We start from the raw sequence: 23,407 nt of genomic DNA on the forward strand, positions 1-23,407 counted from the left end.
GGGACTGCGCGACTCGGTCGGCAATCCACCTTTCCGGGAGATGTCCGGCCGGTCGGGGGCGATTTCCCACACGACGTTGCACGAAGCCACGAAGGGTAACCGGCTCCCGAGTTGGGAGACCACCGTCGAGTTCGTCAAGGCGTGCGGCGCGGACCCGGCCGCGTATCGCGAACGCTGGGAGAGAGCGAACCGGGCGGTCAGATCGGTGAGCGCCGAGGATCCTGCAATCCGCGCGGACATCTCGGTGGACCGTCCGCCTGGTGGACTCGCAGACCCCGCCACAGGTGCCGCGGAACCTCGTACCGCGCACCTCGCCATCGGGTCGCAAGCGCCCTGGTCGGCTGACGAGACCTCGGCATCCGTGCCTACGCCGCCCGACGAGATCGCGGGCGACGTCCAGCCTCTGCTTCCTGCGCGGGGGAGCAGAGGGCGATTACGGCTGACCCGCCCGGCCGCGTTCGCAACAGCGGCCGTCACCATGGGGGCAGTGATCCTCATCGTGGTCACCGTCAATCGCGACTCCACGCCCGACGAACCCAGCCCGAACCCGTCCGGCAGCCCATCGATTGCGCTGTCCCCAGGGTGCCCGGTGCGTTCGACCAACCCGCCTCCGGCCCCGCCGTTATTCAAGGGCGATGCGGCCGTGTTCATCGCGGACGTCACGCTCCCCGACTGCACACGCGTCGGCGCCGACACGACCATGACCAAGGTATGGCGGCTCAAGAACGCCGGAACCGTGCCGTGGAAGGGATATTCGCTGCGGCGCCTCGACCTCACGCAACAAGCTGATCAATGCCAGACCATTCCCGACGTGCCGATCAAGGACACGCAACCCGGCGAGACAGTCGACATCCGGACTGACATCACCACGCCGAGGAAGCCGGGCTTGTGCTACGTGCGATTCAAGATGGTGGACGCCTCGGGAACGGTCGTGTTCCCCGGAAGCCGGCCGGTCAACTTCCAGATCATCGTCGACGGACTCTAGTTCCCCGCCGCGCATGACACGGCGGGGAACCAGAGTCCGACGGTCTCAGGGGGTTCAGGAGCTGAGAACGATTCCCGTGTAGTAGTTCCGGAGGATCCTGGAGTAACTCCAGCCCGCTCTGGCCTTATCGCGAGAGCCGTACTGCGACATCCAGTCCCCGTTGACCCAGTTGCCGCACGCCGTCGTCGTTGAGCAGTACTGGGCCCGGAAGATCTTCCCGTTGCGGGTCAGCCGGGTGCCCCACGTCGCGTCCACCGCGGCGCTCGTCACCGCCTTCGCGGAGCCGGGCTTGTACACCTGGCTCGACGTGTGGTCGTAGACGTCGAAGCACTGGCCGCTCGGCGTCTTGCGGTTCGAGCGCAGCGCCCAGTACCAGCCGAAGTTCTTGACGGCCATCGCCCCGGCCTTGAGGGACTCCGCAGGCCAGCTCGACACCCACTCGTTGGGCAGGACGTTCTTGACGTAGGTCTTGAACTCCACCCGCTCCACGCGATTGAGGGACTTCCGGTACACGAGGATCGTCGTGGGCAGCTTGGTGTCCGTGCCGTCGGTCTTGCACCCGGTCGGCGGTGCGGAACTCAGGAGCTTGTGCGAGGCGTTCTGGTTCTTGAGGGCGGGTTTCAGGTTGCCTTTGGCGCCAGGGGCGAAGTCCTGGAAGGTGCCGGTGTAGCCGCTGTTGAAGTAGACGCGGACGGTCTTGCTGCTGCGGTTCCAGGCGGAGGCGGCGGAGTTCTTGATGCACTTGCCCTTGCCGGCGCCGGGTCCCTTGAAATCGAAGCAGGAGGGCTGCGTAGTGGAGTAGTCGCCGATCGATCCGGTGAAGTCGGAGACCGATCCTTGGGTGTTGCTGTTGAAGTAGTAGCAGAACTCGCCGGGCTGGCAGATACCGTCACGGTTCGCGGCCGAGGCGGGTGCTGCGGTGGCGAGTACGGTCCCGCCGAGCACCATCGCGGTGGTCGCCGCGGCGAGCCGCGAGATCATCCGTACAGTTCGTAAAGGCACAGTTGTCTTCCTCTTGTTGGAGGCCGCGGTGCGTTATCGGACGCTGTAGCCCTGGGAGTTCCAGAACGAGGTCGGGTTCGGGTTCTCCAGGTGCGGGTCGCCGACGCTCTTGGCCGCACGCGCGTGCCGTCCGGGGCGCATCTCGACGTGGGTGTGTGCGGATGACTTGCTCGACACCCCATGCCACGACTCCTTGGCGATGATCTGGCCTCGGCTGACCTGCTGGCCCACGCGCAAGGAGGACAGCGGAGCGGAGTGCAGGTAGATCACCGTCTTCTTTAATGAGGCGTTGTAGATGGCGATCGTGGAAAGTCCCGCCCTGCCGGTGCGCCCGCGTGCGAGGTTGATGACCTGGCCTGCCACCAGGGCGTGAACATTCGCGCCCACGCCGCGGGCGATGTCGATGCCTTCGTGCCGGCCGGGGGTGGATCTGTAACCGTCGAAGCCGCAGGTGATCTTGCCGCTGGCCGTGTACAGCGAGAACGACATGTTGCCGCGCGCTGATGATGACGGGCTGAACTTGTGCGAGGCGTTCTGGTTCTTGAGGGTGGGTGTCAGGTTGCCTTTGGCGCCTGGGGCGAAGTCCTGGTAGGCGCCGGTGTGACCGCTGTTGAAGTAGACGCGGACGGTCTGGCTGCTGCGGTTCCAGGCGGAGGCGGCGGCGTTCTTGATGCACTTGCCCTTGCCGGCGCCGGGTCCCTTGAAGTCGTAGCAGGAGGGCTGCGTGGTGGAGTAGTCGCCGATCGATCCGGTGAAGTCGGAGACCGATCCTTGGGTGTTGCTGTTGAAGTAGTAGCAGAACTCGCCGGGCTGGCAGATGCCGTCGCGGTTCGCGGCCGAGGCGGGTGATGCGGTGGCGAGTACGGTCCCGCCGAGCGCCATCGCGGCGGTCGCCGCGGTGAGGATCCTGGTGAGCGTTGTCATGCTGTTCTCCTTCTGTCTGCGGAGCCTGAGTTTCGGATGGTCAGCTGAGCGGGTGGAGTCAGCGGCGCCGGTACTCCTCCCAGGTGCGGATGGTCACCTTCGGGCCGTCGTCCGGGCCACGGCCGGCGAGCCCGTTCAGGCCGAGGTAGTAGTCGCCGATCTGATGCTGGGCCTGGCTGGAGAGGCCGGTGTCGCTGATGGCAGTGGCGTGGATGTGCCACGGCCAGTCGTCTTGCCGGGGGTTACGCACCCATGCCGCGAAGCCGACAAGGCGCAACGCGCGGACGACCGCGGTCCGGGTGGCGGGCTTCATCCCCTCTACCGAGATGTCGACGACGCCGCCGCCGTCGTGGGTGCCGGCGGACGTGGGGTCGCCCCCGGGGTTGTACGAACCCTGATCCAGCTTGAGGTCGCGGCCGAGCAGCCGCTTCGCCTTGGCCAGCATGTTTCGCGTTCGGGTGTTGATGACGAAACCGCCGGTGGACACCCGGGCGCCCGGATCGATGATGTTGGTGACCTTGAAGCGGCCGGATCCGAGCTTGGAGAGCGACATCTTGCCCGGCAGGCCGTTGGCGTCGAGACCGGTGAGGCCGAGAGACTTCTGGTAGTCGGCGTAGGCGGCGACCGTTGTGGTGCCGAAGTAACCGTCGACCCACTTCGCGTCGAGGAGCCGCCGGTCGCGTAGCGCCCGCTCAACGAGGAGCACGCTGGCCTTGGCGCCCGGGGTCAGCGTGTCGTCAGGCCGCCGCGGGTCGATCTGGGCCGCCTTGACAGTGGCTTCCATGTTCACGCTCGGAAGGGCCCTGACGTCGGCCGTATCTGCCGCCGACGTCCCGGGCGCTTCGGCCAGCGAAGCGAGCAGGGCGGCCGCCATGAGGATGGCGGCGCGTGAGGGCAGCTTCATCATTACTCCTGATTCAGGCACTGGGGGGGCGATTCCTGTGCGGCGGAAATCAACGTTTCGGATTGCTTACGTGTCCGCAAGAAGATCGGTGTTGTCAGCCTGTCCGACAGGCTCCTCCGTACGGGCGTACGCGCCATCTGACAGGTGATCCGATGGCACAGCCCTCAGCTGCGCAGGTTCTTACGGGTGCCTGACAAGCTCTGCGGCGGCGTCGGGCGCACACCACGGGAAATCCGCACCTTCACGCCGAGGCCTCAGACCGCCGGGCTATCCGAGAAGTTGATGACTCTGGTGTACGACACCGCGATCATCAGCTGTACGTCGCGTCCGAGAGCTTGATGCTCGATTCCCGGCCGCCTGCCGGCACTGGGGCGTGGTGTAGTCCATGGGCCGGGTCGGCTGCGCCCTGGACAACGCCGCGGCCGAGTCGTTCGGCGGACGAGCAAGGCCCGACCAAATCGTTCGCCCCGGCCGTTGAACGACAGATAGCGTGTCCGCTGTGCGGGATGAGGTCTACCACTACAACGAGGAACGCTGGGAAGCCCTTGTGGAGGCGGACGCGTTGTTCTCCCGCCCCATGCTCGACCTGGACGCGGAGAAGGCCCAGGCTTATCTGGGCCTGGACAGGCTGGGCATCTCCGGCGACCTGGCGGGCCGAAAGGTGCTCTGCCTGGCAGGAGGAGGCGGGCAGCAGTCCGCGGCCTTCGCACTGCTCGGAGCCGACGTGACGGTTCTCGACATCTCGTCCGGGCAGTTGGAGCGGGACCGCTTGGCCGCTGAGCACTACGGCGTCGGCATCCGCACGATCCAAGGAGACATGCGGGACCTGTCGGCCCTCGGCGACTCCTCGTTCGATCTGGTCTGGCATCCATACTCGCTGACCTTCGTCCCGGACTCCCGGGTCGTTTTCCGCGAGGTCGCGCGAGTCGTCGAACGAGGCGGCTATTACTACCTGATGTGCGCCAACCCGTTCTTCTCCGGGCTCACCCACGACTCGTGGAACGGGGAGGGCTACACGCTGAAGCAGCCCTACACCGACGAGGCCGCGACCTGCTATCCCGACCAAGACTGGGTCTACGACCGGGAGTCGGCCGGCCACCGCATCCGCGAACCCAGGGAATACAGGCAGACACTCAGCCGGATCGTCAACAGCCTGATCCAGGAAGGCTTCCTGCTGACGCTCTTGTCTGAAGTCCGAAGCGACTACCCTGGTGCGGAACCGGGCAGTTGGGGGCACTTCTCAGCGGTGGCCCCGCCGTGGCTGGAATTCGTCTGGCAGTACTGCCCGGCATCCTCGGAAGGTGCGGGCGTGCAGGGTCACGGGTGACCGCGCACCACTCGAACGGAGATCGAGCGACCACCGCCCTGACCCTGCGATGAAGAGCCGTCGCGAGACGAGCCGTGACCATGACCGCTTGGCATGGGTGCGTTGGCGGTGAGCCGGGCCGTACGGCTGGCCGGATGTTCGCCTCCTACTGTTCCCCCCACGTCCATTCGGATAAATCAGCGCCTCGTGGCGCACTACGGTCTATGACACCGACCCGAGCGGAGCCTACGCGAGCTGGTACAAATGGGGCATGAGCGACTTCGTCGGGTATCACCCACAGCCGAACGTGCCGTCGGCCCGGCGTGTCTACAGTCGGAGGTATCGGATGTGGGCCCACGTGCTCCTGTGGACGCCGATCGCGCTCACGGTGGCCGGTGTCGTCCTCGGCCTGGGGCTGTTCGCGGCCGCTGACGCCGACTCGACGTACAGTTCGTCCGCGCTCGGCTATCTCGGCCTCATCGTGTGGGGCGGCCTCGCGGTCCTGTCGCCGTTCATGCTCGGGTCGTTCATCACCGGACTGGTCATGCTGATCCGCACACGCAGCTGAGATCTCGCGCCGGTCCGGGGGCAGGTCCAGCCGGCGCGTCGTTTCGGCGCGGACGGCGGTGACGTCGGGGTTCAACCGCTTTCTGTCGGCGTGGGCGCCGGGTGTTCAGGGTCAGTTGTCGGAGTGATGTCAAGAACGCCGTGGCCGCTCCGACCTTCCTGCGAAGGGAACCGCCGGTTCGCACGGCGGTACCCCATGGAAAGCATCCGATTCGATGGAGTACGCATGTCACGGAACATCGAGACCGTCAACACCTACTTGGACGGTTTCCGTAAGAACGATCACGAGCGGATCCTGTCCTGCCTGACTGACGACATCCAGTGGACCGTCTTCGGCGCCTTCCGCCTGACCGGCAAAGACGCCTATGACGGGGCCATTGACGGCCCGCCCGAACTCATCGACCCTCCCCACCTGGAAGTCGTGCGCATGGTCGAGCAGGGCGATGTCGTCATGGCGGAACTCACCGGGACGGTGAAGCGAGTCGCAGGCGGTGAGATGCGCATGTCCATGGCAGAGGTGTTCGTCATGCGCGACGGCAAGATCGCCGAGCGTCGTGCCTGGGTCATCGAACTGAAGGAGAACGACTACCGCTGACCCGAGGAGTTCGATCATGGGCGGCCCGGTCGGCAACGACAATGCCCCGGGCCGCCCGGCTTCTTGAGCGCCACGGCCTGCGCAGGGCCTGGAATCCGCCAGGTTGAGGTGAACGACTGGGACCGCCAGCGTGCACACGTACTTGTCGGACCGGCAGCTCAGCGGGCGTCGCTACCGACAGGACCACCTGGAACGGACAGATGCAGCAACGTCTGCAATTGATTGGGTGACATGCGAAGAAGCCCGTTCCACCACCGGGAACGGGCTTCTGCGCGTGGGCGTGAATCCGGGACCCGACTACTCGCCCACGGAGATTTAACTCCGTCAGTTCTGAATATTGATGAAGGGATCCCAGTAGTAGTAGCCTTGCTTATCGCCCTTGTGGTTGAGAATCATGAAACTGAAGTTGTAGGTGACCGTCCCCGTGTCCAGGACCTCGGACTCCCAGTAGTAGCTGTTGATTTTCTGGGTGGTGGGATTCAACGGGTCCTGACTGTTCGGCAGCGGTTCGCTGAGAGCCACCGACCTCGGCACGGGGTCGCTGATTAGATTCTGTCCGGAAAGGGCGTTGAACCGGTAGAGAATGCCGGTGTACTCGGCGTTCAGGGATAGTGTCGTCTCGCGCCACCTGATGATGTCCATGGGCGAGGCGTTGATCGTTAACTCGCTGCCCGGAGCGCCCCCGAGCTGGTTCTGCCGGGTGGTCATGTAGATCAGATTGCTGCTGTCGGGGATCGACGTCGGACTGTTCGGATCGGTGTTCTTACCGAACCTGCCGAGAATGGTTTCCGCGTCGATGGCGATGAGGACGTTGATGAATTCCGACATGCAGTAATTCTCCCTGTCGTGTCCGAAACCATGGTTGTTTTAATTATCCGCATTGGTGATGTTGCCGAGCCGATGAGCCACTGTCAAGATCTGTGGTCAAGATTCTTAAGTGGACTCTCATTGGTTGCCGGCCCACCGCCCGAGAGTCGCACGCCTTGGTGACCTTGGTGCGGTTACATACGGTGGCCACGATTCGATCGGGTTGGCCGTGCGCACATGAATTCGGAATCGCTCGTTTCTGAGAATACGGAAGCGTTTAGGCATGACGTACTGGGGCCTCAAGTAGCACGAACACCCCAGAGGCAGCAGAAGTGTGCGATGCCCTCGGCGGGCTCGCCGGTCACGCTGGTCCAGCCGGTCTCGGTGGCCTCGCCGAGCAGCCGGGCCGCCACGGCGGGCGGCAGCGCGGCCAGCACCCGCTCCCCGGTCACCGTGTGCTCGCCCGCGGACCCGGCCTCCACAAGTGCAATGAGTCCTAGCCGGTGGGCATCATCGAGGAAATTCATGATCCGCCAGGGAAGTTGCCGGGTGGGAGCGAGGTGGCCGGTCACGATGGTGCAGGCCAGCCATGCGTGATGGCGCTAACACGTCTTCGTTAGCGGCGGTTGACATGTAACAGTCGATAACGCAATACTGCTATCAGCGATAGCGCCCAGGGCGCAACACCTGGGCGGTGGCGTCGGCGCAGGTCGGTCGCCGGGCCGGTCATCGGTCTCCGGCAGGACATCAATCGAAAAGGAGCACCACCATGGCGGTCGTCCTGATCGCCGGCGCAGATAGCGGGTATCGGCAACCTCACCGTGCAGGCGCCTGAGGGTGCCGGGTTCCTAGGTAATCGAGGCCCTTCCTGACTCCGCGCACGCACCGGCCGCTCGCCCGAGAAGGCACACGAACCCGGCTGATCTACACCACAGGCCGAGACGCAGGACCGATGACGACACACCGACCGGCCTCGCGATGCCCTGACCGACCTGGGCTGTCGCATGTCGCCAGACCGATCCGTACGAAGAAGGGAGCGAGATGATCTATCACGGCAGCCGGTTCACCTTCAAACCGGATATAACGCCGCGAAAGCGGACGGAGGCTCTCGAAAGCCTTCGCGAACAGGGCAGGGTCATCCCGTCGGTGAGATTCTTCGCCGTCGGTCGTGACGGGAGCGGTGAGCACGAGTGGGGCGCCATCTTCGTGATCGACGGCCTGGACGGCTACCGCGAATATCTGACGCATCCCGCGCGCCGCCGCGCCGACCAGATCGCACTGCCGCTGGTCGAGGACGTCGTCTCCTTCGCTCTGACCGACGACCCGGATCCGGAGACGGCCGCGAAGATCGCCGAATTGCGTCAACGCCTCCTGGAGCCGCCAGTGGAGCACGATCCCCCACCTGAGAGGCCCGTGCACACCCGCCGTACCGTGCTCAAGGCCATCGCGGTGACCGCGGCGGGAACGGCCGCGGCCGGGACGGGCATCGCCGCCGCTCCCGCCGCCGCGGCCCCCCATACCGCCGCCGCTCAGGCGGTCGCCGCCGGGGCGTCGGTGGAGGTCACCATGACGGTCAACGAGCAGCTGCGCAAGGTCGTCCTGGAGCCCAGGGTGACGCTGCTGGACGCGTTGCGCGAGCGACTGAGCCTGACCGGCACCAAGAAGGGCTGTGACCGAGGCGAGTGCGGTGCGTGCACGGTGCTGGTCGACGGTGAGCGGGTCAAGTCCTGCCTGACTCTGGCGGTGATGCGGCAGGGGGCCGAGGTCACCACGGTGGAGGGGCTGGCGCGGGGCGAGGAGCTGCACCCGGTGCAGGAGGCGTTCATCCGGCACGACGCGTTCCAGTGCGGCGCCTGCACTCCCGGTCAGATCATATCCGCCGTGGCCTGTATCAACGAGGGACATACGAGTTCTGAGGCGGAGATCCGCGAGTGGATGAGCGGCAACCTGTGCCGCTGCGCGGCGTACCGGAACATCGTCGCCGCCGTCGCCGACGCCGCGAAGGAGGTACAGCGATGAGAGCCTTCGGATACACGGTCGCCGGCAGCCCGGTCGAAGCGGTACGGATCGCCGCCAGGACAGCGAACTCGACGTTCGTCGCGGGCGGCACCGATCTGCTGAACCTGATGCGAGACGGCGCGGAGACCCACGACCACCTCATCGACGTCAACCAGCTCGACATCGGCGAGGTCGCCGTCGACCGCAGGCGGCTGCGCGTCGGCGCGCTGGCCCGGATGCGCCACGTCGCTGAGCATCCGGGGGTACGGCGGGAGTTCCCGGTGTTGTCGGAGGCGCTGCTGGCCTCGGCGTCCCCGCAGGTCCGCAACATGGCCTCGATCGGCGGGAACCTGTTGCAGCGCACGCGGTGCGGGTACTTCCGCGACTCGGCCTCGCCCTGCAACAAGCGGGTCCCGGGCAGCGGTTGCCCGGCGATCACCGGGCACAACCGGGGGCACGCGATCCTCGGCGGCAGCGACCACTGCATCGCCACGCAGCCGTCGGACCTGGCGGTGGCGCTGACCGCGTTGGACGCGACCGTGCACCTGATCGGCCCCGGCGGCGCGCGCGCCGTCCCCATCGCCGACTTCTACCTCCTTCCCGGGTCCACCCCGGACCGGGAGACCGCGATGCGCCCGGACGAGCTGATCACCTGGGTGGACGTGCCGCGCACCGCCCTCGCCGGGCAGTCGCGCTACCTGAAGCTGCGTGACCGGGCCACCTTCGAGTTCGCGGTGGTGTCGGTGGCGGCGGCGCTGCGGACGAGGGGGCGCGTGGTGCAGGACGTACGGCTGGCGTTCGGCGGCGTGGGCACCCGCCCGTGGCGGGACACCCGCGTCGAGGCGGCGCTGCGGGGCCTGCCGCTCACCGGGCAGGCGATCGCCGAGGCGGGCCGGCTCCTGGTCAGGGACGCCGAGCCGTACGAAGAGAACAGGTTCAAGGTCGAGCTCGTCCAGCGGGCGCTGGTGAGCATCCTCAGCGATCTGGGAGGGCTTCGATGAGCGGGCTGGTGGGGCAGGGCGTGGCGCGGGTGGACGGCCGGGCGAAGGTCACCGGTGCGGCCCGCTACGCCGCGGACAACGAGGTGACCGGTGTGCTGCACGGTTTCCTGGTGATGAGCACGATCGCCCGCGGCGAGGTCGTGGAGATCGACACCAGGGCGGCGCTGGCACATCCCGGGGTCGTCGCGGTCTACACCCACACCGACATGCCGAAGCTGACTCTGCCGAACTTCCCCTACAACAGGCCCTTCATTCCCATGCAGGACACGCGGGTGCACCACAACGGGCAGCCGGTGGCCTACGTCCTGGCCCAGACCCTGGAGCAGGCGCAGGAGGCCGCCAACCTGGTGAAGATCCGCTACCGGGCGGAGGATGCCGTCACGCGGCTGGCGGACGCGCTCGACGAGGCGTTCCTGCCGATCAAGTTCCGCAACAGACCCAACGAGACCGCCCGCGGCGACGCCGCCGCGGCGCTCGAACAGGCCGAGGTGCGCATCGACCAGACCTACGGCAGCCCGATGCAGCACCACAACCCGATCGAACCGCACACCACCACCGCCGTCTGGGAGGGCGGCACGCTGATCCTTTACGAGAGCACACAGGGCGTGATCTTGGCCCGTAAAGCCGTGTCGGACGCGTTCCGGATGAGACCGGACCAGGTCAGGATCATCTCGCCCTACCTGGGCGGTGGTTTCGGCGCCAAGGGCCCCACCTACCCGCACACGCTGCTCACCGCGGCGGCGGCGCAGCTCGCCGGGCGGCCGGTGAAGCTGGTGCTGTCGCGCGCGCAGATGTACACCTCCAACGGCCACCGCGCCGAGTACCGCCACCACATCCGGCTCGGCGCCACCCGGCAGGGCGTCCTGACCGCGATCGCCGACACCTCGACGGCACAGGTGACCCGCATCGACGAGAACGTCTACAACGGCAGCGACTCCACGCTCCACCTGTACGCCTGCCCGAACGTTCACGTGCGGCAGCTGGGCGTACGGCTGGACCTGCCCACCTCCAGCTACATGCGCTCACCGGAGACGACGGCGCACCTCGGCCTGGAGACCGCCATGGACGAGCTGAGCTACGAGCTCGGCATCGACCCGGTGGAGCTGCGGGTACGCAACCACAACGGGGTCAACCCGCGGACCGGCGACCCCTACGCCGGCAAGTACCTGCTGGAGTGCTATCGGGCCGCGGCCGAGGCGTTCGGCTGGGCCCGTCGCAAACCCGGGCCGGGGACGACCAGGGACGGCGACGAGTACGTCGGCTGGGGCATGGCCACCGAGACCCATACCTACGGCTGGATCGAGTCCGAGGTCGGCCTCACCATCGGGCTGGACGGGCGGGCGACCCTGCGGGCCGCCACCCAGGAGATCGGTACCGGCACCTACACCGTGCTCACCCAGGTCGCCGCGGACGGGCTCGGCATGCCGCTCGACCACGTCACGACGCTGCTCGGCGACACCACGTACCCGCCCGCGTCCCTGTCGGCGGGGTCGTCCACGATGCCCAGCGTGGTCGGGCCGGCGTCCCAGGCGGCGCGGAGTGCGCGGGACGCCGTGATCGCGCTCGCCGTCGCCGACCCGCGCTCCCCGCTGTACGGCGTGCCCGCCGAGGACGTCGTGATCGAGGCCGGCCGCCTGTTCGCCCGCGGCGACCGCGGCCGCAGGGACAGCTACCGCGACCTCATGGCCCGCCACGGCCGCCTCGTCGAGGTCCGCGGAAGCGGGGCCAACACGCCCGGGCACTCGTTCGGCGCGGTTTTCGTGGAGGTCCGGATCCAGCCCAGGCTGGGCAGGTTGCGCGTGTCCAGGGTCGTGACCGCGCACGACCTGGGACGGGTGCTCAACCACCGGACCGCGCGCGGGCAGGTCATCGGCGGTGTGACCTGGGGGATCGGCTTCGCGGTGATGGAGCACACGATGGTGGACCCGAACACGGCGCGGGTCGTCAACCCGAACCTGTCCACCTATCTGGTCCCGGTCTGCGCGGACACACCGTCGGTGGAGGCCCTGTTCGTGGACCGGCCGGACCCTGACAGCACCGCACTCAACGCCCGCGGCTTCGGCGAGACGCCGGGGACGGGCGTGCCCGCGGCCATCGGCAACGCGATCTACCACGCCATCGGCCGCCGCCTTCGAGAGGTCCCCTTCACCCAGGACAAGCTGCTCTGATCACCGTACGCGCCGGCAGAAGGACGGACGCCCGGAGCCGATGTCCCCCTGCCGGCCCCGGCTGGGCGGTCGGCCGGGTCAGCGGGCGGGGGTGTGGTCCGCGGCGCGGTCGAGGAGTTCGTTCAGCAAGGCCCGCTCGCCCAGGCTGTACAGGTCGGGCACCTCGCCGAGTACGGCCTTCAGGGCCACGGCGCGCTGGGCCGCGCTCGGGGGGATGCCGGTCGGGGCCGCCGTGGTGATCGACGCGATCACGGCCTCGCGCAGACGGTCGGGGAGGGCCGGATCGCGCTCTTCGGGAGGTGTCCCGATGAGGTTGAGCGTGAGGCCGACGCCGAGTAGAGGTCGTACAGCGCGGCGAGCCGGGAATCAGAGAACAGCTTGTCGACCATGGCCGCGAGCCTGCCAGAACCCCTGGCGAAGGGGGAGTGACGATCCGACCTCGGGTCGCCAAGGCGTATCAGTCACCATCAGCCGTGGGCTAAATTTCATGCGCGACAAACAGGAGGCTGAGGTGACCGAAACGACGGTGGCGCAGGTCATGGCTGAGTTGGCCGTGCTTGAGGACCCGAAGATGCGCAGGGTGAATGAGAAGCACGGTGACGATCACGGTGTGAACCTCGGCAAGCTACGCGCGCTCGCGAAGCAGCTCAAGACGCAGCAGGATCTCGCGCGCGAGCTCTGGGAGACGGATGACACCGCGGCGAGGCTCCTGGCGATCCTGATCTGCCGTCCGAAGGCATTCGAGCGCGACGAGCTGGACACCATGCTGCGCGAGACGCGCGCCCCCAAGGTGCACGACTGGCTCGTGAACTACGTGGTGAAGAAGAACGCGTACTCCGAGGAGCTGCGCCTCGCCTGGGGCACGGATCCGGATCCAGTGGTCGCGAGTGCCGGCTGGGCGCTGACCGCCGAGCGGGTGGCGAAGAAGCCCGAGGGCCTCGACCTGGCGGGACTGCTCGATGTCATCGAGGCGGAGATGAAGGACGCCCCGGATCGTCTGCAGTGGGCGATGAACCACTGCCTGGCTCAGATCGGGATTCAGCACGCCGAGCACCGCGCCCGCGCGATCGACATCGGCGAGCGCCTGGAAGTGCTCAAGGATTACCCGACGCCCCCGAACTGCACGTCTCCGTTCGCGCCCGTCTGGATCGCCGAGATGGTGCGCCGTCAGCACGAGAGATAGAGGTGCCACGAGTTCGCGGGCTCCGGGCCGACGAACTGTTGCGATATCGCAGTGACGGCTCCCGAGCAGGTGGCGTAGGTCACCCGGCCTCAGGACTTACGGGACCATATGGGGGCTTTGGTCCCATGTCCGCAGGTCCTTGCGCTCTCCTCAGCACGCCGTAGGTCAGCCCACCCTGGAAACAGAGGCGACGCCACACGAGGAGGCAGCCATGAAGGCTCTGGTGTACGGCGGGCCAGGTGAGAAGTCCTGGACCGAGGTGCCCGATCCCTCGATCATCGATCCCGGTGACGCGGTCATCCAGGTCGACACCGTCACGATCTGCGGTACCGACCTGCACATCCTCGGGGGTGACGTACCCGAAGTGGAAGCCGGCCGCGTCCTGGGCCACGAGGCGGTCGGGACCGTCGTCGACGTGGGCAGCGGGGTCCGGGAGCTCATACCCGGCGACCGTGTGCTGGCATCCTGCATCTCCGCGTGCGGCCTGTGCCGGTACTGCCGGCGGAGCAGCTACGGACAGTGCCTCAACGGCGGCGGCTGGATGCTCGGACACCACATCGACGGCGTCCAGGCACAGTACGCCCGGCTTCCCTTCGCCGACCTCTCGGCCCACAAACTGTCACACAGAACAACCGACGAGGCAGCAGTCCTGCTGGCCGACATCCTGCCCACCTCCTACGAAGTGGGAGTGCTCAACGGCCGCGTCAGTCCGGGCGACACCGTGGTGGTGGTCGGCGTCGGACCGATAGGGCTCGCCGCGATCCTCACGGCCCGGCTCTTCTCGCCGGCGCACATCATCGCGATCGACATGGCCGAGAGCCGTCTCCAGGCCGCCAAGCAGTTCGGGGCGGACATCGCCGTCAAACCCGGCGACGACCCGCTGGAAGTGATCTACTCGGTGACCGAGGGGCTGGGTGCCGACGTGGCGATCGAGGCTGTCGGCATCCCCGGCACCTTCGAGATGTGCACCGGGCTGATCCGTCCGGGAGGCCGGGTCGCCAACATCGGCGTCCACGGCAGTCCCGCGACCCTGCACCTGGAAGACCTCTGGATCAAGAACGTCACCATCACCACGGGCCTGGTCGACACGTTCTCCACCCCGGTCCTGCTCGGCATGCTGAACACCGGCCAGCTTGACGTCAGCCAAATGATCACGCACCGCTTTGGGCTGGACGACTTCATCGAGGCCTACGACGTCTTCGCCAACCCCGCCGGGACCGGCGCACTCAAAGTGGTTCTGAACCGCCGTTGATGGTCCGCCGACCACCGCCGGAAGGCGGTGCGCGGCATCTGTGCATCCGCTTCGCCCCGCACCAGCTCTCCGGCCGCCGCATCCACGGCCTGTGAACCGGCCCGCGGCGCAGGCGGTCGGGGTCTCCGTTGGGCGAAGCGCTGCGGTGTCCGACCTGTCCGACGCAGAGTGGACGGTGTGGGCGGGACAGGTGCAGGATCCGGTCGAGGCGGACGGCGGCGTAGCCGAGGATGGACAGCGCGGTGACGATCAGCAGGTCGCCTGGGGCCAGTGGTTCGGTGCCGAGCAGTTCGCGGAGCGGCGTCCCCCGTCAGTCTCTTCCCGCGCGGGCAAGCGCGGTGTCAGCCTGAGTGGCGAGGGCGGCGACAAGGTCGGCCGCTGGGGGCAGGTCGGTGATGAGGTCGATGGCTTCGCTCGCCCACACCGGCAAAGGTGGTGCGTCGCCTCGTGCCACGGCGGCCTGATAGGCCAGCTGGGCTTCGGGTGTCACCGCGAGTTCCGCCTCCCGGCCTCGCCAGGGTTCAAGGGAGGGGTGGCCGAGGGTGCGAGCCGTGTATTTCGACGACGGCCACCGGGCTCCACGGGCGATATCGGAGACACTGCTGCGCTCCGTGTCCTGCCCGCGCCCCTCGACGATCGCCTTGGTGATCGAGGGGTCGACCAGGGCCTCGGCCGTGGCCTGGAAGCGGGTGCCGATCAGTGCCCCAGCAGCGCCCAGAGCCAGAGCAGCGGCCACGCCGCGGCCGTCGGCGATCCCGCCGGCTGCCAAAACGGGCACTGGTGCAGCCAGATCCACCACGACCGGCACGAACGGCAGCGTGGATCGCCCGTGCCGGGCACCATGCCCACCGCTCTCGGTGCCCTGCGCCACGATGACATCGGCGCCCAGGTCCACCGCCTGCCGAGCTTCCTCGAGATCGGTTACCTGAATGATCACCGCCGCACCAGCCTCACGGATGCGTTCAACGAACGGGCTCGGATCTCCAAAGGACAACATCACCGCCCTGGGGCCGTGCTCCAGCGCCAGGTCAACCGCGCCGACATCGATCGCCCAGCTCAGAAACCCCACACCCCACGGTTTCCCGGCACCCGCCACAATCGGCAGCTCGCGGGCCATCCAATCCCGATCTCCGTACGCGGCGCCCAGCAACCCGAGTCCGCCGCCGCGAGAGACAGCCGACGCCAAGGCACCGCCTGCCGATCCCCCCATCGGCGCCAACGCGATTGGGTGCTCCACACCGAACAACTTCGTAAACACCGTCGACAAGGCCACGACCGCAATCATTCCCCTCGCCAGTACGCAGAGACAACGCCCCGGGCTTCAATGGACCGTTCACTCACTGTGACGTTCGCGGCCAGATAGCTCCCCCGCTAAGCGGCCGCGAACGCACCACCGCAAAGGGGCGACGACGAGGGCCGGAAGTCCCTGACGGACAGGTCTTTCGGCCGCTGTGGAAGACGTGGGGAAACGGTCGGATGGAAGGAAGAACCGAGGAGGAGAGATGACGGCGCATGTAGTGGTGGGCGTGGACGGCCTCGGCTCGCCCGCGCTGGGCTCGGCCAGCCATGGCGTGCTGCACCACGCCCACTGCCCCGTCGCCGTGGCACGCCCCAGGGGGCAGACATGACCGACGTACGCGACCTGACCGTGGCGCAGGTGATGAGCCGTATCCTGGTGGCCGTCACCCCGGAGGAGTCACCGCTGCTGGCCTGGGAGATCATGCGCCGCGCGGACGTCCACCACCTGCCGGTCGTGGATGCGGGCGGCAGGCTGCAGGGTGTGATCACCCGCGAGGATCTCACCGCCCACTGGTCTGGCGGCCCGATCGAGCAGTCACACGTCCACGTCCACACGCTGGTCAGCGAACACCGCTGTCCTCATACCACCCTGGAGGCACGATTGGCCGACGTCGCCACCGCGATGCTCGCCGCCGGGGTCGACGCGATCCCGGTTCTGGGAGAGTCGGCGAGGCTGGTGGGGATGGTGACCGCCACCGACATGCTGCGCGCCGTAGCGGGCGAGATCCCCGAGCGGCGGGAGCCGCCGGAACTCATGACAGGCATGTTCCGCCTGGTCCCAGTGCTTCCCCCAGTCCCGACGAGATGATCGGCGCCCCCTCTCGTCGCCGGCTCTGAACGCGAGCTCACCGATGAGATGAGAGATGGTCGTGGCGTTCGACGGATCGCCCCACAGCTGTAATCCGACCTCGATGCCCAGAGGACCCGCCAGTCCGAGCTGTTCGGCGAGAAGAAGACGGAGTTCGCCCGCTCCGATCTTGCCGTGAACGATTTGTGCTGTTCTGACGTCATACAGGCGTGAACGTGAAGAGCCAGCCGTCCGGCTGCCTCACCTGGCCGGCCCGGGTGATCGCCGTGCTTATCGTCGTGCCGCTGCGGCTGTTGTGGGAGGCGGTCGCGGCGATCGGACGGGCTCTGGACGCCTGGGTGATCAGGCCGATCCTCGTGCTGCTTGATTACGTGCTTGTGCGTCCACTGCGTTGGCTGTTCACCGTACTCGTGGAGATCCCGCTGAGTTGGTTGTGGCGGGCGGTGCTGACTCCGGTCGGCCGGTGGCTCTGGACGTACGTGATCACGCCGGTCGGGCGGGCGGTGGGCTGGGCGCTCGGCTGGCTGCTGTTGATCGTCATCACCCCGTTCGTGTACGCGTTTGAAATGATCGGCAAAGGCCTTCGTGCGTTCTATCGATGGATCAAGCCGGTGCTGGTCGTTCTCGGCCGCGTGCTCGCCGACGCGCTGACGTATGCCTGGGGCGTGGCCACCGTCGTCGTACGGTTCATCGGCCGTGTGTTGTTTCACATAGTTGTACGGCCGGTGCGGTGGCTGTGGCGCACCGCAGTCAGGCCCGTCCTGGTCGGGACGGGGCTCGCAATCGCGTGGGCTTGGCGGGAGGCGATCGTCCGGCCCGCCAAGTGGGTGCACCGGAACGTGCTACGACCTGCGTCTCAAGCCGTAACCGAGGTGGTGCGAACAGTGATTCGAGCCTTCGGCTCTGGTACATGATCGCGCTGTGGGTGGTCACAGGTCAGGTAAGGGCGGACCTGTCACGGGGGTCCATGAACACTTACCGCCTGGGCGGGCGTAGCACATGATGTCTCTTGCCGGTAGCCGGCCAGCCACTTCTGGTTGACGACCACGACGCCATCCACCCGCCCCCACACCGCATACCGCCAGGCCCAGCAGGCCGCAGGCCCGCGCTGTGACGTCGAAGGCCTGCTGGTCGGTCGTGGAGATCAACTACGGTGTGGCCGTCCGGTTGCGTTGGTAGTGGCGGGCGGCTTTGGTGCGGCTGCCGCAGCCGTTCATGGAGCACCAGCGTCGGGTGCCGTTGCGCGAGGTGTCGTAGAAGTACAGGACGCAGGCGGGGTTGGCGCAGCGACGGATTCGTGACGGTTGCCGACGTAGCAGTTCGAGGTAGTCGTTGGCCGCCCGCCAGGCCGGTAGCCATCCGTCGTCGACGTGGACTTCTTCGCGCGGCACACCGTGGCGCAGGGTTTGATGCACCGCGCCGCGGGCGAGGACGGCATTGAGTTCCTCCTCCGATCGCTGACCGAGGCGTTCAAGAACGCTGCGTAGCGCCGCGCGTACATGCCGCAGGGGAGTCTCGGTCAGCTCTACCGTGCCGGGGAGCTGGTGCTCGGCCAGCCAGGCGTGCACGCCGCCGGGTTCGTCGAACAGGTCGAAGCTGCGGCCGCGGTCCACCCATTGCGTGTTCACGAGGTCGAGGGCGAGGGGTTCGCCGACCAGTGGCCGCTGCATCATCCACCAATCTTACCCCCGTCCAGAGTTTGACAGGTGAGACATTGGAACCATAGTTTCTTACCGTTCATAGTTGTCACGGTGGTTAGAGGAGTTCGGGATGTCGCGCACGCCGTCTTCGGCTCGCCGGTTCGCCGGTCCGCGGATCGTGGCGGTGACGATGCTGGTGATGACGGCGGCGTTCGGTCTGAACTTCGTGGTGCTGTACCTGCCCCGATACGCCACCGAGCTCGGCGGCGGCGGTCAGCGCCGTGATGATGGCCGCCACCGGCCGACTGGTCGACCGGTTCGGCCGGAGCAGATTGCTGCTGGCGCTGCACGTGGTCCGCGGGGCCGCACTGCTGCTCGCGGCGTTCTGCACCGGCGCCAACCAACTGTTCGGCTTCGCCGTGCTGTTCGGACTCTCATCGCTCCCGGTCATCCCGCTGACCGTCGCGGTGCTGTCCGCCGGCCAGGTACCGGCCTCGCTGGGCCGGCTGATGGGCCACGTGTGGCTGCTGCACCAAATCTGCGCCGGCGTCGGAATCCTCGCCGGCGGCCTGACCCGCTCACTGACCGGCACGTACCGGCCGTACTTCGTCGTCGCCGCGGCCGTCATGGCGGTGAGCAGCCTGCTCCTCTGGCGCCTCGCCGGCCTCCGAGACCCGCTGCCACCAGCCACACCCACCGCACCGACTCCGACCTCGCCTGTCATCGCCTGATCCTCGGCAACGGTCAACCGGCCGCTGTCCACCGCTTCCGAGAAGGAGAACGTCATGAGCAACGCCGTACCCGGATCCGCCGTCGGCGAGCGTGCCGTGTATCACCGCACCGCCACCGTTGACGGTCGCACCGTGTTCTACCGGGAAGCCGGTGATCCCGCGGCGCCGACGCTGGTACTGCTGCACGGATTCCCCACGTCCTCGCACATGTTCCGCCGCCTGATCGTCGACCTCGCCGACCGGTACCACCTCATCGCGCCCGACCACATCGGCTTCGGCTACTCCGACGCCCCGGCCGTCACCGAATTCGACTACTCCTTCGACAACCTCACCACCATCACCCTGGGCCTGCTCGACCAGCTCGGCCTGGATCGCTTCGCGCTCTACATCCAGGACTACGGCGCCCCGATCGGGTTGCGGATCGCCTCCCGTCACCCGCAGCGGGTCACCGCGATCATCGTGCAGTCGGGTAACGCCTACACCGAAGGCTTCACCCCGTTCTGGGATGTGTTGTTTGCCCACGCCAAGGACCGCGCCGCGAACGAGCCGGCCGTCCGCAAGCTGCTGGAGCCCGATGCGACCCGGTGGCAGTACACCCACGGCGTTCCCGCCGACCGGCTCGACCGGCTCACCCCCGACACCTGGACTCTTGACCAGGCCCTGCTGGACCGGCCCGGCAACAAAGAAGTTCAGCTGCAGTTGTTCTTCGACTACCAGTTCAACCTGGACGCCTACCCCGTCTTCCAGGAGTACTTCCGCACTCATCGGCCGCCCACCCTGATCACCTGGGGCGAGCACGACGAGATCTTCGGCGCTGACGGCGCCCGCGCGTTTGCCCGCGACCTGCCCGACGCGGAGCTCCACCTGCTCGACGCCGGTCACTTCGCCCTGGAGACGCACGGCGACGAGATCGCCGGACTGATCCGCGACTTCCTCGGCCGCACCCTGCACTGACTCACTCAGCCCGCACGGCCGCCCCGGGCGACCCGTCGCGCGACTCAACCCTGCGACGATGGAGGGGAATCCTGATGCCACACCGGTACCTGCAAGAGTTGACCACAGCTTCGGTCGCCGCCGCGCAACAGCGTTACGGCAGCCACACCGCAATCCAGCGGATGGTCGCCGGCTGGAACACGGACGCGCTGCTCGGCGCCGACGAGGCCGCCTACGTCACCGCCCGCGACGGCTTCTACCTCGCCACCGTCGGGCAGAGTGGCTGGCCCTACCTCCAGCACCGCGGCGGCCCGCCTGGCTTCTTGCACGTACTCGAGCCCGTCGACGGGCACAGCGTGCTCGGCTGGGCCGATCTGCGCGGCAACCGCCAGTACCTGTCCGTTGGCAACCTCGCCTCCTCGGCACAGGTGTCGCTGTTCCTCATGGACTACGCCCACCGGCAACGCCTCAAGATCCTCGGCACCGCCCACGTCGTCGACGTCCGCGACGGCACACCGGCCGACCTGCTCGAAGGCATGATCGTGCCCGAGCAGCCGGGCACGGTGGAACGAGTCATCACCGTCGACGTGCACAGCTACGACTGGAACTGCTCCCAACACATCACCCCCCGCTGGGCCGAACACGAACTCGCCCACGCCCTTGAACCCGTACACGACGAACTCACCCGGCTTCGCGCTGAAAACGCAGGTCTTCGCCAGCAGCTACACGAGCGCAGATCCTGACCAGAAGGTCCGACCGACACCACAGGGAGCCCGACATGAGCACCGACCACCGCGACGCTGAACCCCTACGCCATCCGCTGCCGCCCTTCACCGCCCACACCGCTGCAATCAAGGTGCAGGCCGCCGAAGACGCCTGGAACAGCCGCGACCCCCGACGCGTCGCCTCCGCCTACACACCCGACAGCACCTGGCGCAACCGGTCGACCTTCCTCACCGGCCGCGAACAGATCGAGGCGTTCCTCACCGACAAGTGGCAGCGTGAGCTCGACTACGCCCTGCGTAAGCAGCTCTGGACATTCAGCGACAACCGCATCGCTGTCCGGTTCCAATACGAATGGCACGACGCGACCGGCCAATGGTGGCGCAGCTACGGCAACGAACAGTGGGAGTTCGACGCCCACGGCTACATGAGCCGCCGAGAGGCCAGCATCAACGACGTCACCATCACCGCGGACCAACGACGCATCCACGGTCCCCGACCCACCGGTGACCACACCGACATCCCCCTGCGCTGATCCAGCCGGCCCGCAGACTGGGCCGCCATGGGCGGGTGACCGGCTGCTCGGCTGGCAACGCCACTGGAGGAAGACCAGGGACGTGTTCCAGTTGGAGGTCGAGTCGGCGGCACGGGAGGTCCGCGTGCCCTACCTCGCCGTATTCAGCCGTTCGCCCGGGTCGGGACACGATGAGTTGCTGAAGACCCTCATGCCGCAGGCGCGGAGCGAGATCTACCAATCGAAGGATCATTTTCCGTATCTCATCGACGTCCCTCGCTTTACGAGGTCCATCCGCACCCTAGAGATGTGAGCTGAGGGTAGATCTTTAGACCTTTATGTCCGGGTTCAGTCAACGCTCTCCATCTATCTACTACATTGCATAGTACTGGCCAGGTGACTTGCCTTCACCCCCGAAGGCGGCTCGGCCGGCCGCCGAATCCCACCGTCGACAGGCACGCCCGTCGCGGGAACCGGGGACCCACTTGGCGCGGAGCGATCCGCGCCCGGGGTGAATCCGCCGCACACGCGGTGGTAGGGCGACTCCTGGCCCGAACCCGTCAGCTAACCCGGTAGGCGGTCAAGGAGAAAGGGTCATTCCCCCAACCCATGACATCCATCGCTGACGGGCTGCTCAGGGCTGCCCAAAAGGATCTCGGCTACCGGGAACAGAGCAACGGCTACACCAAGTTCGGCGACTGGTACTACGCCAATGTCGACCAGAGCGACTCCTACTTCAAGACCGCGCCCTGGTGTGACATGTTCATCGCCTGGGCCGCCAACGAGGCCGGCGTGGAGCAGTACGTCGGCGAGTTCGCCTACACCGTCGACCACGCGAAGTGGTTCATGGAGCAGGGCGCGTGGAGCGACACGCCGGAGCCCGGAGCTCTGGTGTTCTACGACTGGGCCGGCTCCGACAGTGTCGAAGGCATCGACCATGTGGGGATCGTGGAGAAGGCGGAAGGACAGAACATCTCCACGATCGAGGCCAACGTCGACGCGATCTGGTTGAAGCGCAAAGAACGCGACCAAAGCAATGTCGTCGGCTACGGGCTGCCCAGGAAGGTGCAGGAGAACAAGGACGGAAGCCTGGCCCAGGAGTCAGAGGGCACCGCAGCCGCCGCCTTCGGTGGTGACACAGAGACTCCGGTGAAATCTGCGGCCATGTTCGATCTCTCGCCGGCTGACCAGAAGACTGTCGCCAGCGTCACAGCGGCGTCACCCGACGCGCGGTCCAGCATGACTCCAGCGATTCATGACGGTGCACTACCGGCCGCGCTGCTAACGCTCCTGCTCTGCGCCACCCTGGTCGCTAAGGGAGTCAACGCCTGCAAGTCGGTCGAGCGGCACCGGGCCGTCCCCGCCTGACCGTGTTGCTAGGCCAGGCCCTCGGGCCTGGCCTAGCAACACGGCGGGGCGATTTGGCTGCCCGCGTCAGAAGGTGAAGAGGGAGTGGCAGTGGTGGGCGAGGAAGGCGCTGATGCCTGGCGCGGCAGCCACTGTGGCAGGTCCGGCCAGCAGTACGCCGACGGCGAGCAGGCCCGCGAGGCGTTCCCTGCGAGCGAGTGGGGCGCCGGGATTGAGCATGCGCCGTACACGGGTGAGGGCCGTGGCGCCGCCCGCGCCCAGGGCGAACGCTGGAACGCGTCCGGTGGCGAGGCTGACCAGGGCGGCTGCGAGGTGGATCCGCGGATGGCGGCGGGCCGCGACGTCGTCGGCCAGCAATTCGATCAGCCGGGCGATCTCCGTGCGCGCGCGTTCGAACAGCGGTACCCGGGGGAATGCGCGGGTCAGGGTCTCCGCGCCGGCGAGGACGAGGTGATGCCGTCCGCGTAGGTGTGCCCGTTCGTGGGCGAGCACCGCGGCGACCTGCTCGGCGGCCAGCGAGCGCAGCGCGCCTGTTGTGATGACGGTTTGGCCGTTTCTCCCGGGCAGGCAGTAGGCCATCCGCTCCTCGTAGTCGACCACGAGTGCGCCGAGTCGTCCGTCGTGTCGTCCGAGTAGCGCGAGCGCCTCGGCGTGGCGCCGACGCTCGCCGCGGGCTCTGATCAGCACGGCTCCACTGGT

26 protein-coding genes, 2 pseudogenes and 1 riboswitch are annotated in these 23,407 nt (G+C 67.3%); of the genes and pseudogenes, 19 read left to right on the forward strand and 9 right to left on the reverse strand.

Annotated features, from left to right (window positions below):
- The first annotated feature begins 487 nt into the window (after nucleotides 1-487).
- The gene (locus tag MBA17_RS21790; protein WP_238498368.1) at nucleotides 488-985 is read left to right on the forward strand and encodes an NBR1-Ig-like domain-containing protein; all 498 of its coding nucleotides are present in this window, start codon (nucleotides 488-490) and stop codon (nucleotides 983-985) included.
- A gap of 54 nt (nucleotides 986-1,039) precedes the next feature.
- On the opposite strand, the gene MBA17_RS21795 is transcribed toward MBA17_RS21790, so the two are convergent.
- Genes MBA17_RS21795 through MBA17_RS21805 form a run of 3 tightly spaced genes read right to left on the reverse strand, consistent with a single transcriptional unit; the run spans nucleotide 1,040 to nucleotide 3,815 of the window.
- Nucleotides 1,040-1,987, reverse strand: coding sequence for a peptidase inhibitor family I36 protein (locus MBA17_RS21795; protein WP_238498369.1), 948 nt, complete (start codon nucleotides 1,985-1,987; stop codon nucleotides 1,040-1,042).
- A gap of 33 nt (nucleotides 1,988-2,020) precedes the next feature.
- The gene (locus tag MBA17_RS21800; RefSeq protein ID WP_238498370.1) at nucleotides 2,021-2,911 is read right to left on the reverse strand and encodes a peptidase inhibitor family I36 protein; all 891 of its coding nucleotides are present in this window, start codon (nucleotides 2,909-2,911) and stop codon (nucleotides 2,021-2,023) included.
- Between the two features lie 58 nt (nucleotides 2,912-2,969).
- A complete protein-coding gene (locus MBA17_RS21805) occupies nucleotides 2,970-3,815 on the reverse strand; it encodes a peptidoglycan-binding domain-containing protein (protein WP_238498371.1) in 846 nt (281 codons plus the stop codon).
- Nucleotides 3,816-4,314: 499 nt separating this feature from the next.
- On the opposite strand from MBA17_RS21805, the gene MBA17_RS21810 reads away from it, so the two are divergent.
- The 3 genes from MBA17_RS21810 to MBA17_RS21820 all read left to right on the forward strand — a co-directional run bounded on the left by MBA17_RS21810 (nucleotide 4,315) and on the right by MBA17_RS21820 (nucleotide 6,283).
- Nucleotides 4,315-5,142 carry a class I SAM-dependent methyltransferase gene (locus MBA17_RS21810; RefSeq protein WP_238498372.1) on the forward strand — a complete coding sequence of 276 codons (828 nt, stop codon included), beginning with the start codon at nucleotides 4,315-4,317 and terminating at the stop codon, nucleotides 5,140-5,142.
- Nucleotides 5,143-5,392: 250 nt separating this feature from the next.
- Entirely contained in the window at nucleotides 5,393-5,689 is a 297-nt protein-coding gene (locus MBA17_RS21815) for a hypothetical protein (protein WP_238498373.1), read from the forward strand.
- Nucleotides 5,690-5,914: 225 nt separating this feature from the next.
- Nucleotides 5,915-6,283, forward strand: a complete 369-nt coding sequence (locus MBA17_RS21820) for a nuclear transport factor 2 family protein (protein WP_238498374.1) — start codon at nucleotides 5,915-5,917, stop codon at nucleotides 6,281-6,283.
- A 324-nt stretch (nucleotides 6,284-6,607) separates the two neighbouring features.
- Here MBA17_RS21820 and MBA17_RS21825 read toward each other — a convergent pair whose 3' ends face one another.
- The gene (locus MBA17_RS21825; RefSeq protein ID WP_238498375.1) at nucleotides 6,608-7,111 is read right to left on the reverse strand and encodes an inclusion body family protein; all 504 of its coding nucleotides are present in this window, start codon (nucleotides 7,109-7,111) and stop codon (nucleotides 6,608-6,610) included.
- Between the two features lie 278 nt (nucleotides 7,112-7,389).
- Entirely contained in the window at nucleotides 7,390-7,572 is a 183-nt protein-coding gene (locus MBA17_RS21830) for a hypothetical protein (RefSeq protein WP_238498376.1), read from the reverse strand.
- Between the two features lie 559 nt (nucleotides 7,573-8,131).
- On the opposite strand from MBA17_RS21830, the pseudogene MBA17_RS21835 reads away from it, so the two are divergent.
- The 4 genes and pseudogenes from MBA17_RS21835 to MBA17_RS21850 form a co-directional block, all read left to right on the forward strand.
- Nucleotides 8,132-8,386, forward strand: a pseudogene (locus MBA17_RS21835) (Dabb family protein); the annotation flags it as partial.
- A 270-nt stretch (nucleotides 8,387-8,656) separates the two neighbouring features.
- A complete protein-coding gene (locus MBA17_RS21840; RefSeq protein WP_238498407.1) occupies nucleotides 8,657-9,109 on the forward strand; it encodes a (2Fe-2S)-binding protein in 453 nt (150 codons plus the stop codon).
- The gene (locus MBA17_RS21845; RefSeq protein ID WP_238498377.1) at nucleotides 9,106-10,089 is read left to right on the forward strand and encodes an FAD binding domain-containing protein; all 984 of its coding nucleotides are present in this window, start codon (nucleotides 9,106-9,108) and stop codon (nucleotides 10,087-10,089) included. The genes MBA17_RS21840 and MBA17_RS21845 overlap by 4 nt, the downstream gene beginning before the upstream one ends.
- Nucleotides 10,086-12,257: a xanthine dehydrogenase family protein molybdopterin-binding subunit gene (locus MBA17_RS21850; protein WP_238498378.1), complete on the forward strand. Its 2,172-nt coding sequence runs from the start codon at nucleotides 10,086-10,088 to the stop codon at nucleotides 12,255-12,257. The genes MBA17_RS21845 and MBA17_RS21850 overlap by 4 nt, the downstream gene beginning before the upstream one ends.
- Before the next feature lie 78 nt (nucleotides 12,258-12,335).
- Here MBA17_RS21850 and MBA17_RS21855 read toward each other — a convergent pair whose 3' ends face one another.
- On the reverse strand, nucleotides 12,336-12,509 hold the full coding sequence (locus MBA17_RS21855) for a hypothetical protein (protein ID WP_238498379.1): 174 nt from the start codon (nucleotides 12,507-12,509) through the stop codon (nucleotides 12,336-12,338).
- 235 nt (nucleotides 12,510-12,744) lie between these two features.
- On the opposite strand from MBA17_RS21855, the gene MBA17_RS21860 reads away from it, so the two are divergent.
- Nucleotides 12,745-13,440: a DNA alkylation repair protein gene (locus tag MBA17_RS21860; protein ID WP_238498380.1), complete on the forward strand. Its 696-nt coding sequence runs from the start codon at nucleotides 12,745-12,747 to the stop codon at nucleotides 13,438-13,440.
- Nucleotides 13,441-13,651: 211 nt separating this feature from the next.
- Nucleotides 13,652-14,692, forward strand: coding sequence for a zinc-binding dehydrogenase (locus tag MBA17_RS21865; protein WP_238498381.1), 1,041 nt, complete (start codon nucleotides 13,652-13,654; stop codon nucleotides 14,690-14,692).
- Between the two features lie 310 nt (nucleotides 14,693-15,002).
- On the opposite strand, the gene MBA17_RS21870 is transcribed toward MBA17_RS21865, so the two are convergent.
- Nucleotides 15,003-15,977 (reverse strand): NAD(P)H-dependent flavin oxidoreductase, encoded by a 975-nt coding sequence (locus MBA17_RS21870; protein WP_274385721.1) that lies wholly within the window; start codon nucleotides 15,975-15,977, stop codon nucleotides 15,003-15,005.
- 217 nt (nucleotides 15,978-16,194) lie between these two features.
- Here MBA17_RS21870 and MBA17_RS21875 point away from each other — a divergent pair, with 217 nt between their 5' ends.
- The 3 genes from MBA17_RS21875 to MBA17_RS21885 all read left to right on the forward strand — a co-directional run bounded on the left by MBA17_RS21875 (nucleotide 16,195) and on the right by MBA17_RS21885 (nucleotide 17,713).
- Nucleotides 16,195-16,320 carry an adenine nucleotide alpha hydrolase family protein gene (locus MBA17_RS21875; protein WP_455432813.1) on the forward strand — a complete coding sequence of 42 codons (126 nt, stop codon included), beginning with the start codon at nucleotides 16,195-16,197 and terminating at the stop codon, nucleotides 16,318-16,320.
- Complete coding sequence (locus MBA17_RS21880) at nucleotides 16,317-16,799, forward strand: CBS domain-containing protein (RefSeq protein ID WP_238498382.1); 483 nt, start codon at nucleotides 16,317-16,319, stop codon at nucleotides 16,797-16,799. Before MBA17_RS21875 ends, MBA17_RS21880 begins: the two co-directional genes overlap by 4 nt.
- 209 nt (nucleotides 16,800-17,008) lie before the next feature.
- Nucleotides 17,009-17,713, forward strand: a complete 705-nt coding sequence (locus MBA17_RS21885) for a hypothetical protein (protein ID WP_238498383.1) — start codon at nucleotides 17,009-17,011, stop codon at nucleotides 17,711-17,713.
- A gap of 234 nt (nucleotides 17,714-17,947) precedes the next feature.
- On the opposite strand, the gene MBA17_RS21890 is transcribed toward MBA17_RS21885, so the two are convergent.
- The gene (locus MBA17_RS21890) at nucleotides 17,948-18,472 is read right to left on the reverse strand and encodes a CGNR zinc finger domain-containing protein (protein WP_238498384.1); all 525 of its coding nucleotides are present in this window, start codon (nucleotides 18,470-18,472) and stop codon (nucleotides 17,948-17,950) included.
- A 242-nt stretch (nucleotides 18,473-18,714) separates the two neighbouring features.
- Here MBA17_RS21890 and MBA17_RS21895 point away from each other — a divergent pair.
- The 6 genes and pseudogenes from MBA17_RS21895 to MBA17_RS21920 form a co-directional block, all read left to right on the forward strand.
- Nucleotides 18,715-19,170, forward strand: a pseudogene (locus MBA17_RS21895) (MFS transporter); the annotation flags it as partial.
- Nucleotides 19,171-19,224: 54 nt separating this feature from the next.
- Nucleotides 19,225-20,124, forward strand: a complete 900-nt coding sequence (locus MBA17_RS21900; protein WP_238498385.1) for an alpha/beta fold hydrolase — start codon at nucleotides 19,225-19,227, stop codon at nucleotides 20,122-20,124.
- A 98-nt stretch (nucleotides 20,125-20,222) separates the two neighbouring features.
- Nucleotides 20,223-20,846 carry a pyridoxamine 5'-phosphate oxidase family protein gene (locus MBA17_RS21905; RefSeq protein WP_238498386.1) on the forward strand — a complete coding sequence of 208 codons (624 nt, stop codon included), beginning with the start codon at nucleotides 20,223-20,225 and terminating at the stop codon, nucleotides 20,844-20,846.
- A gap of 35 nt (nucleotides 20,847-20,881) precedes the next feature.
- Nucleotides 20,882-21,361 (forward strand): nuclear transport factor 2 family protein, encoded by a 480-nt coding sequence (locus tag MBA17_RS21910; RefSeq protein ID WP_238498387.1) that lies wholly within the window; start codon nucleotides 20,882-20,884, stop codon nucleotides 21,359-21,361.
- An 82-nt stretch (nucleotides 21,362-21,443) separates the two neighbouring features.
- Nucleotides 21,444-21,653 (forward strand): hypothetical protein, encoded by a 210-nt coding sequence (locus MBA17_RS21915; RefSeq protein ID WP_238498388.1) that lies wholly within the window; start codon nucleotides 21,444-21,446, stop codon nucleotides 21,651-21,653.
- A 110-nt stretch (nucleotides 21,654-21,763) separates the two neighbouring features.
- Nucleotides 21,764-21,935, forward strand: a riboswitch (cyclic di-AMP (ydaO/yuaA leader).
- Nucleotides 21,936-21,949: 14 nt separating this feature from the next.
- Nucleotides 21,950-22,708: a CHAP domain-containing protein gene (locus tag MBA17_RS21920; protein ID WP_238498389.1), complete on the forward strand. Its 759-nt coding sequence runs from the start codon at nucleotides 21,950-21,952 to the stop codon at nucleotides 22,706-22,708.
- Nucleotides 22,709-22,774: 66 nt separating this feature from the next.
- On the opposite strand, the gene MBA17_RS21925 is transcribed toward MBA17_RS21920, so the two are convergent.
- On the reverse strand, nucleotides 22,775-23,407 hold a 633-nt coding region (locus MBA17_RS21925; protein WP_238498390.1), incomplete at its 5' end, for a M56 family metallopeptidase.

It is taken from the genome of Dolomitihabitans soli (assembly GCF_022213955.1).
In the GTDB taxonomy this organism is placed as follows: domain Bacteria; phylum Actinomycetota; class Actinomycetes; order Streptosporangiales; family Streptosporangiaceae; genus Streptosporangium_A; species Streptosporangium_A soli.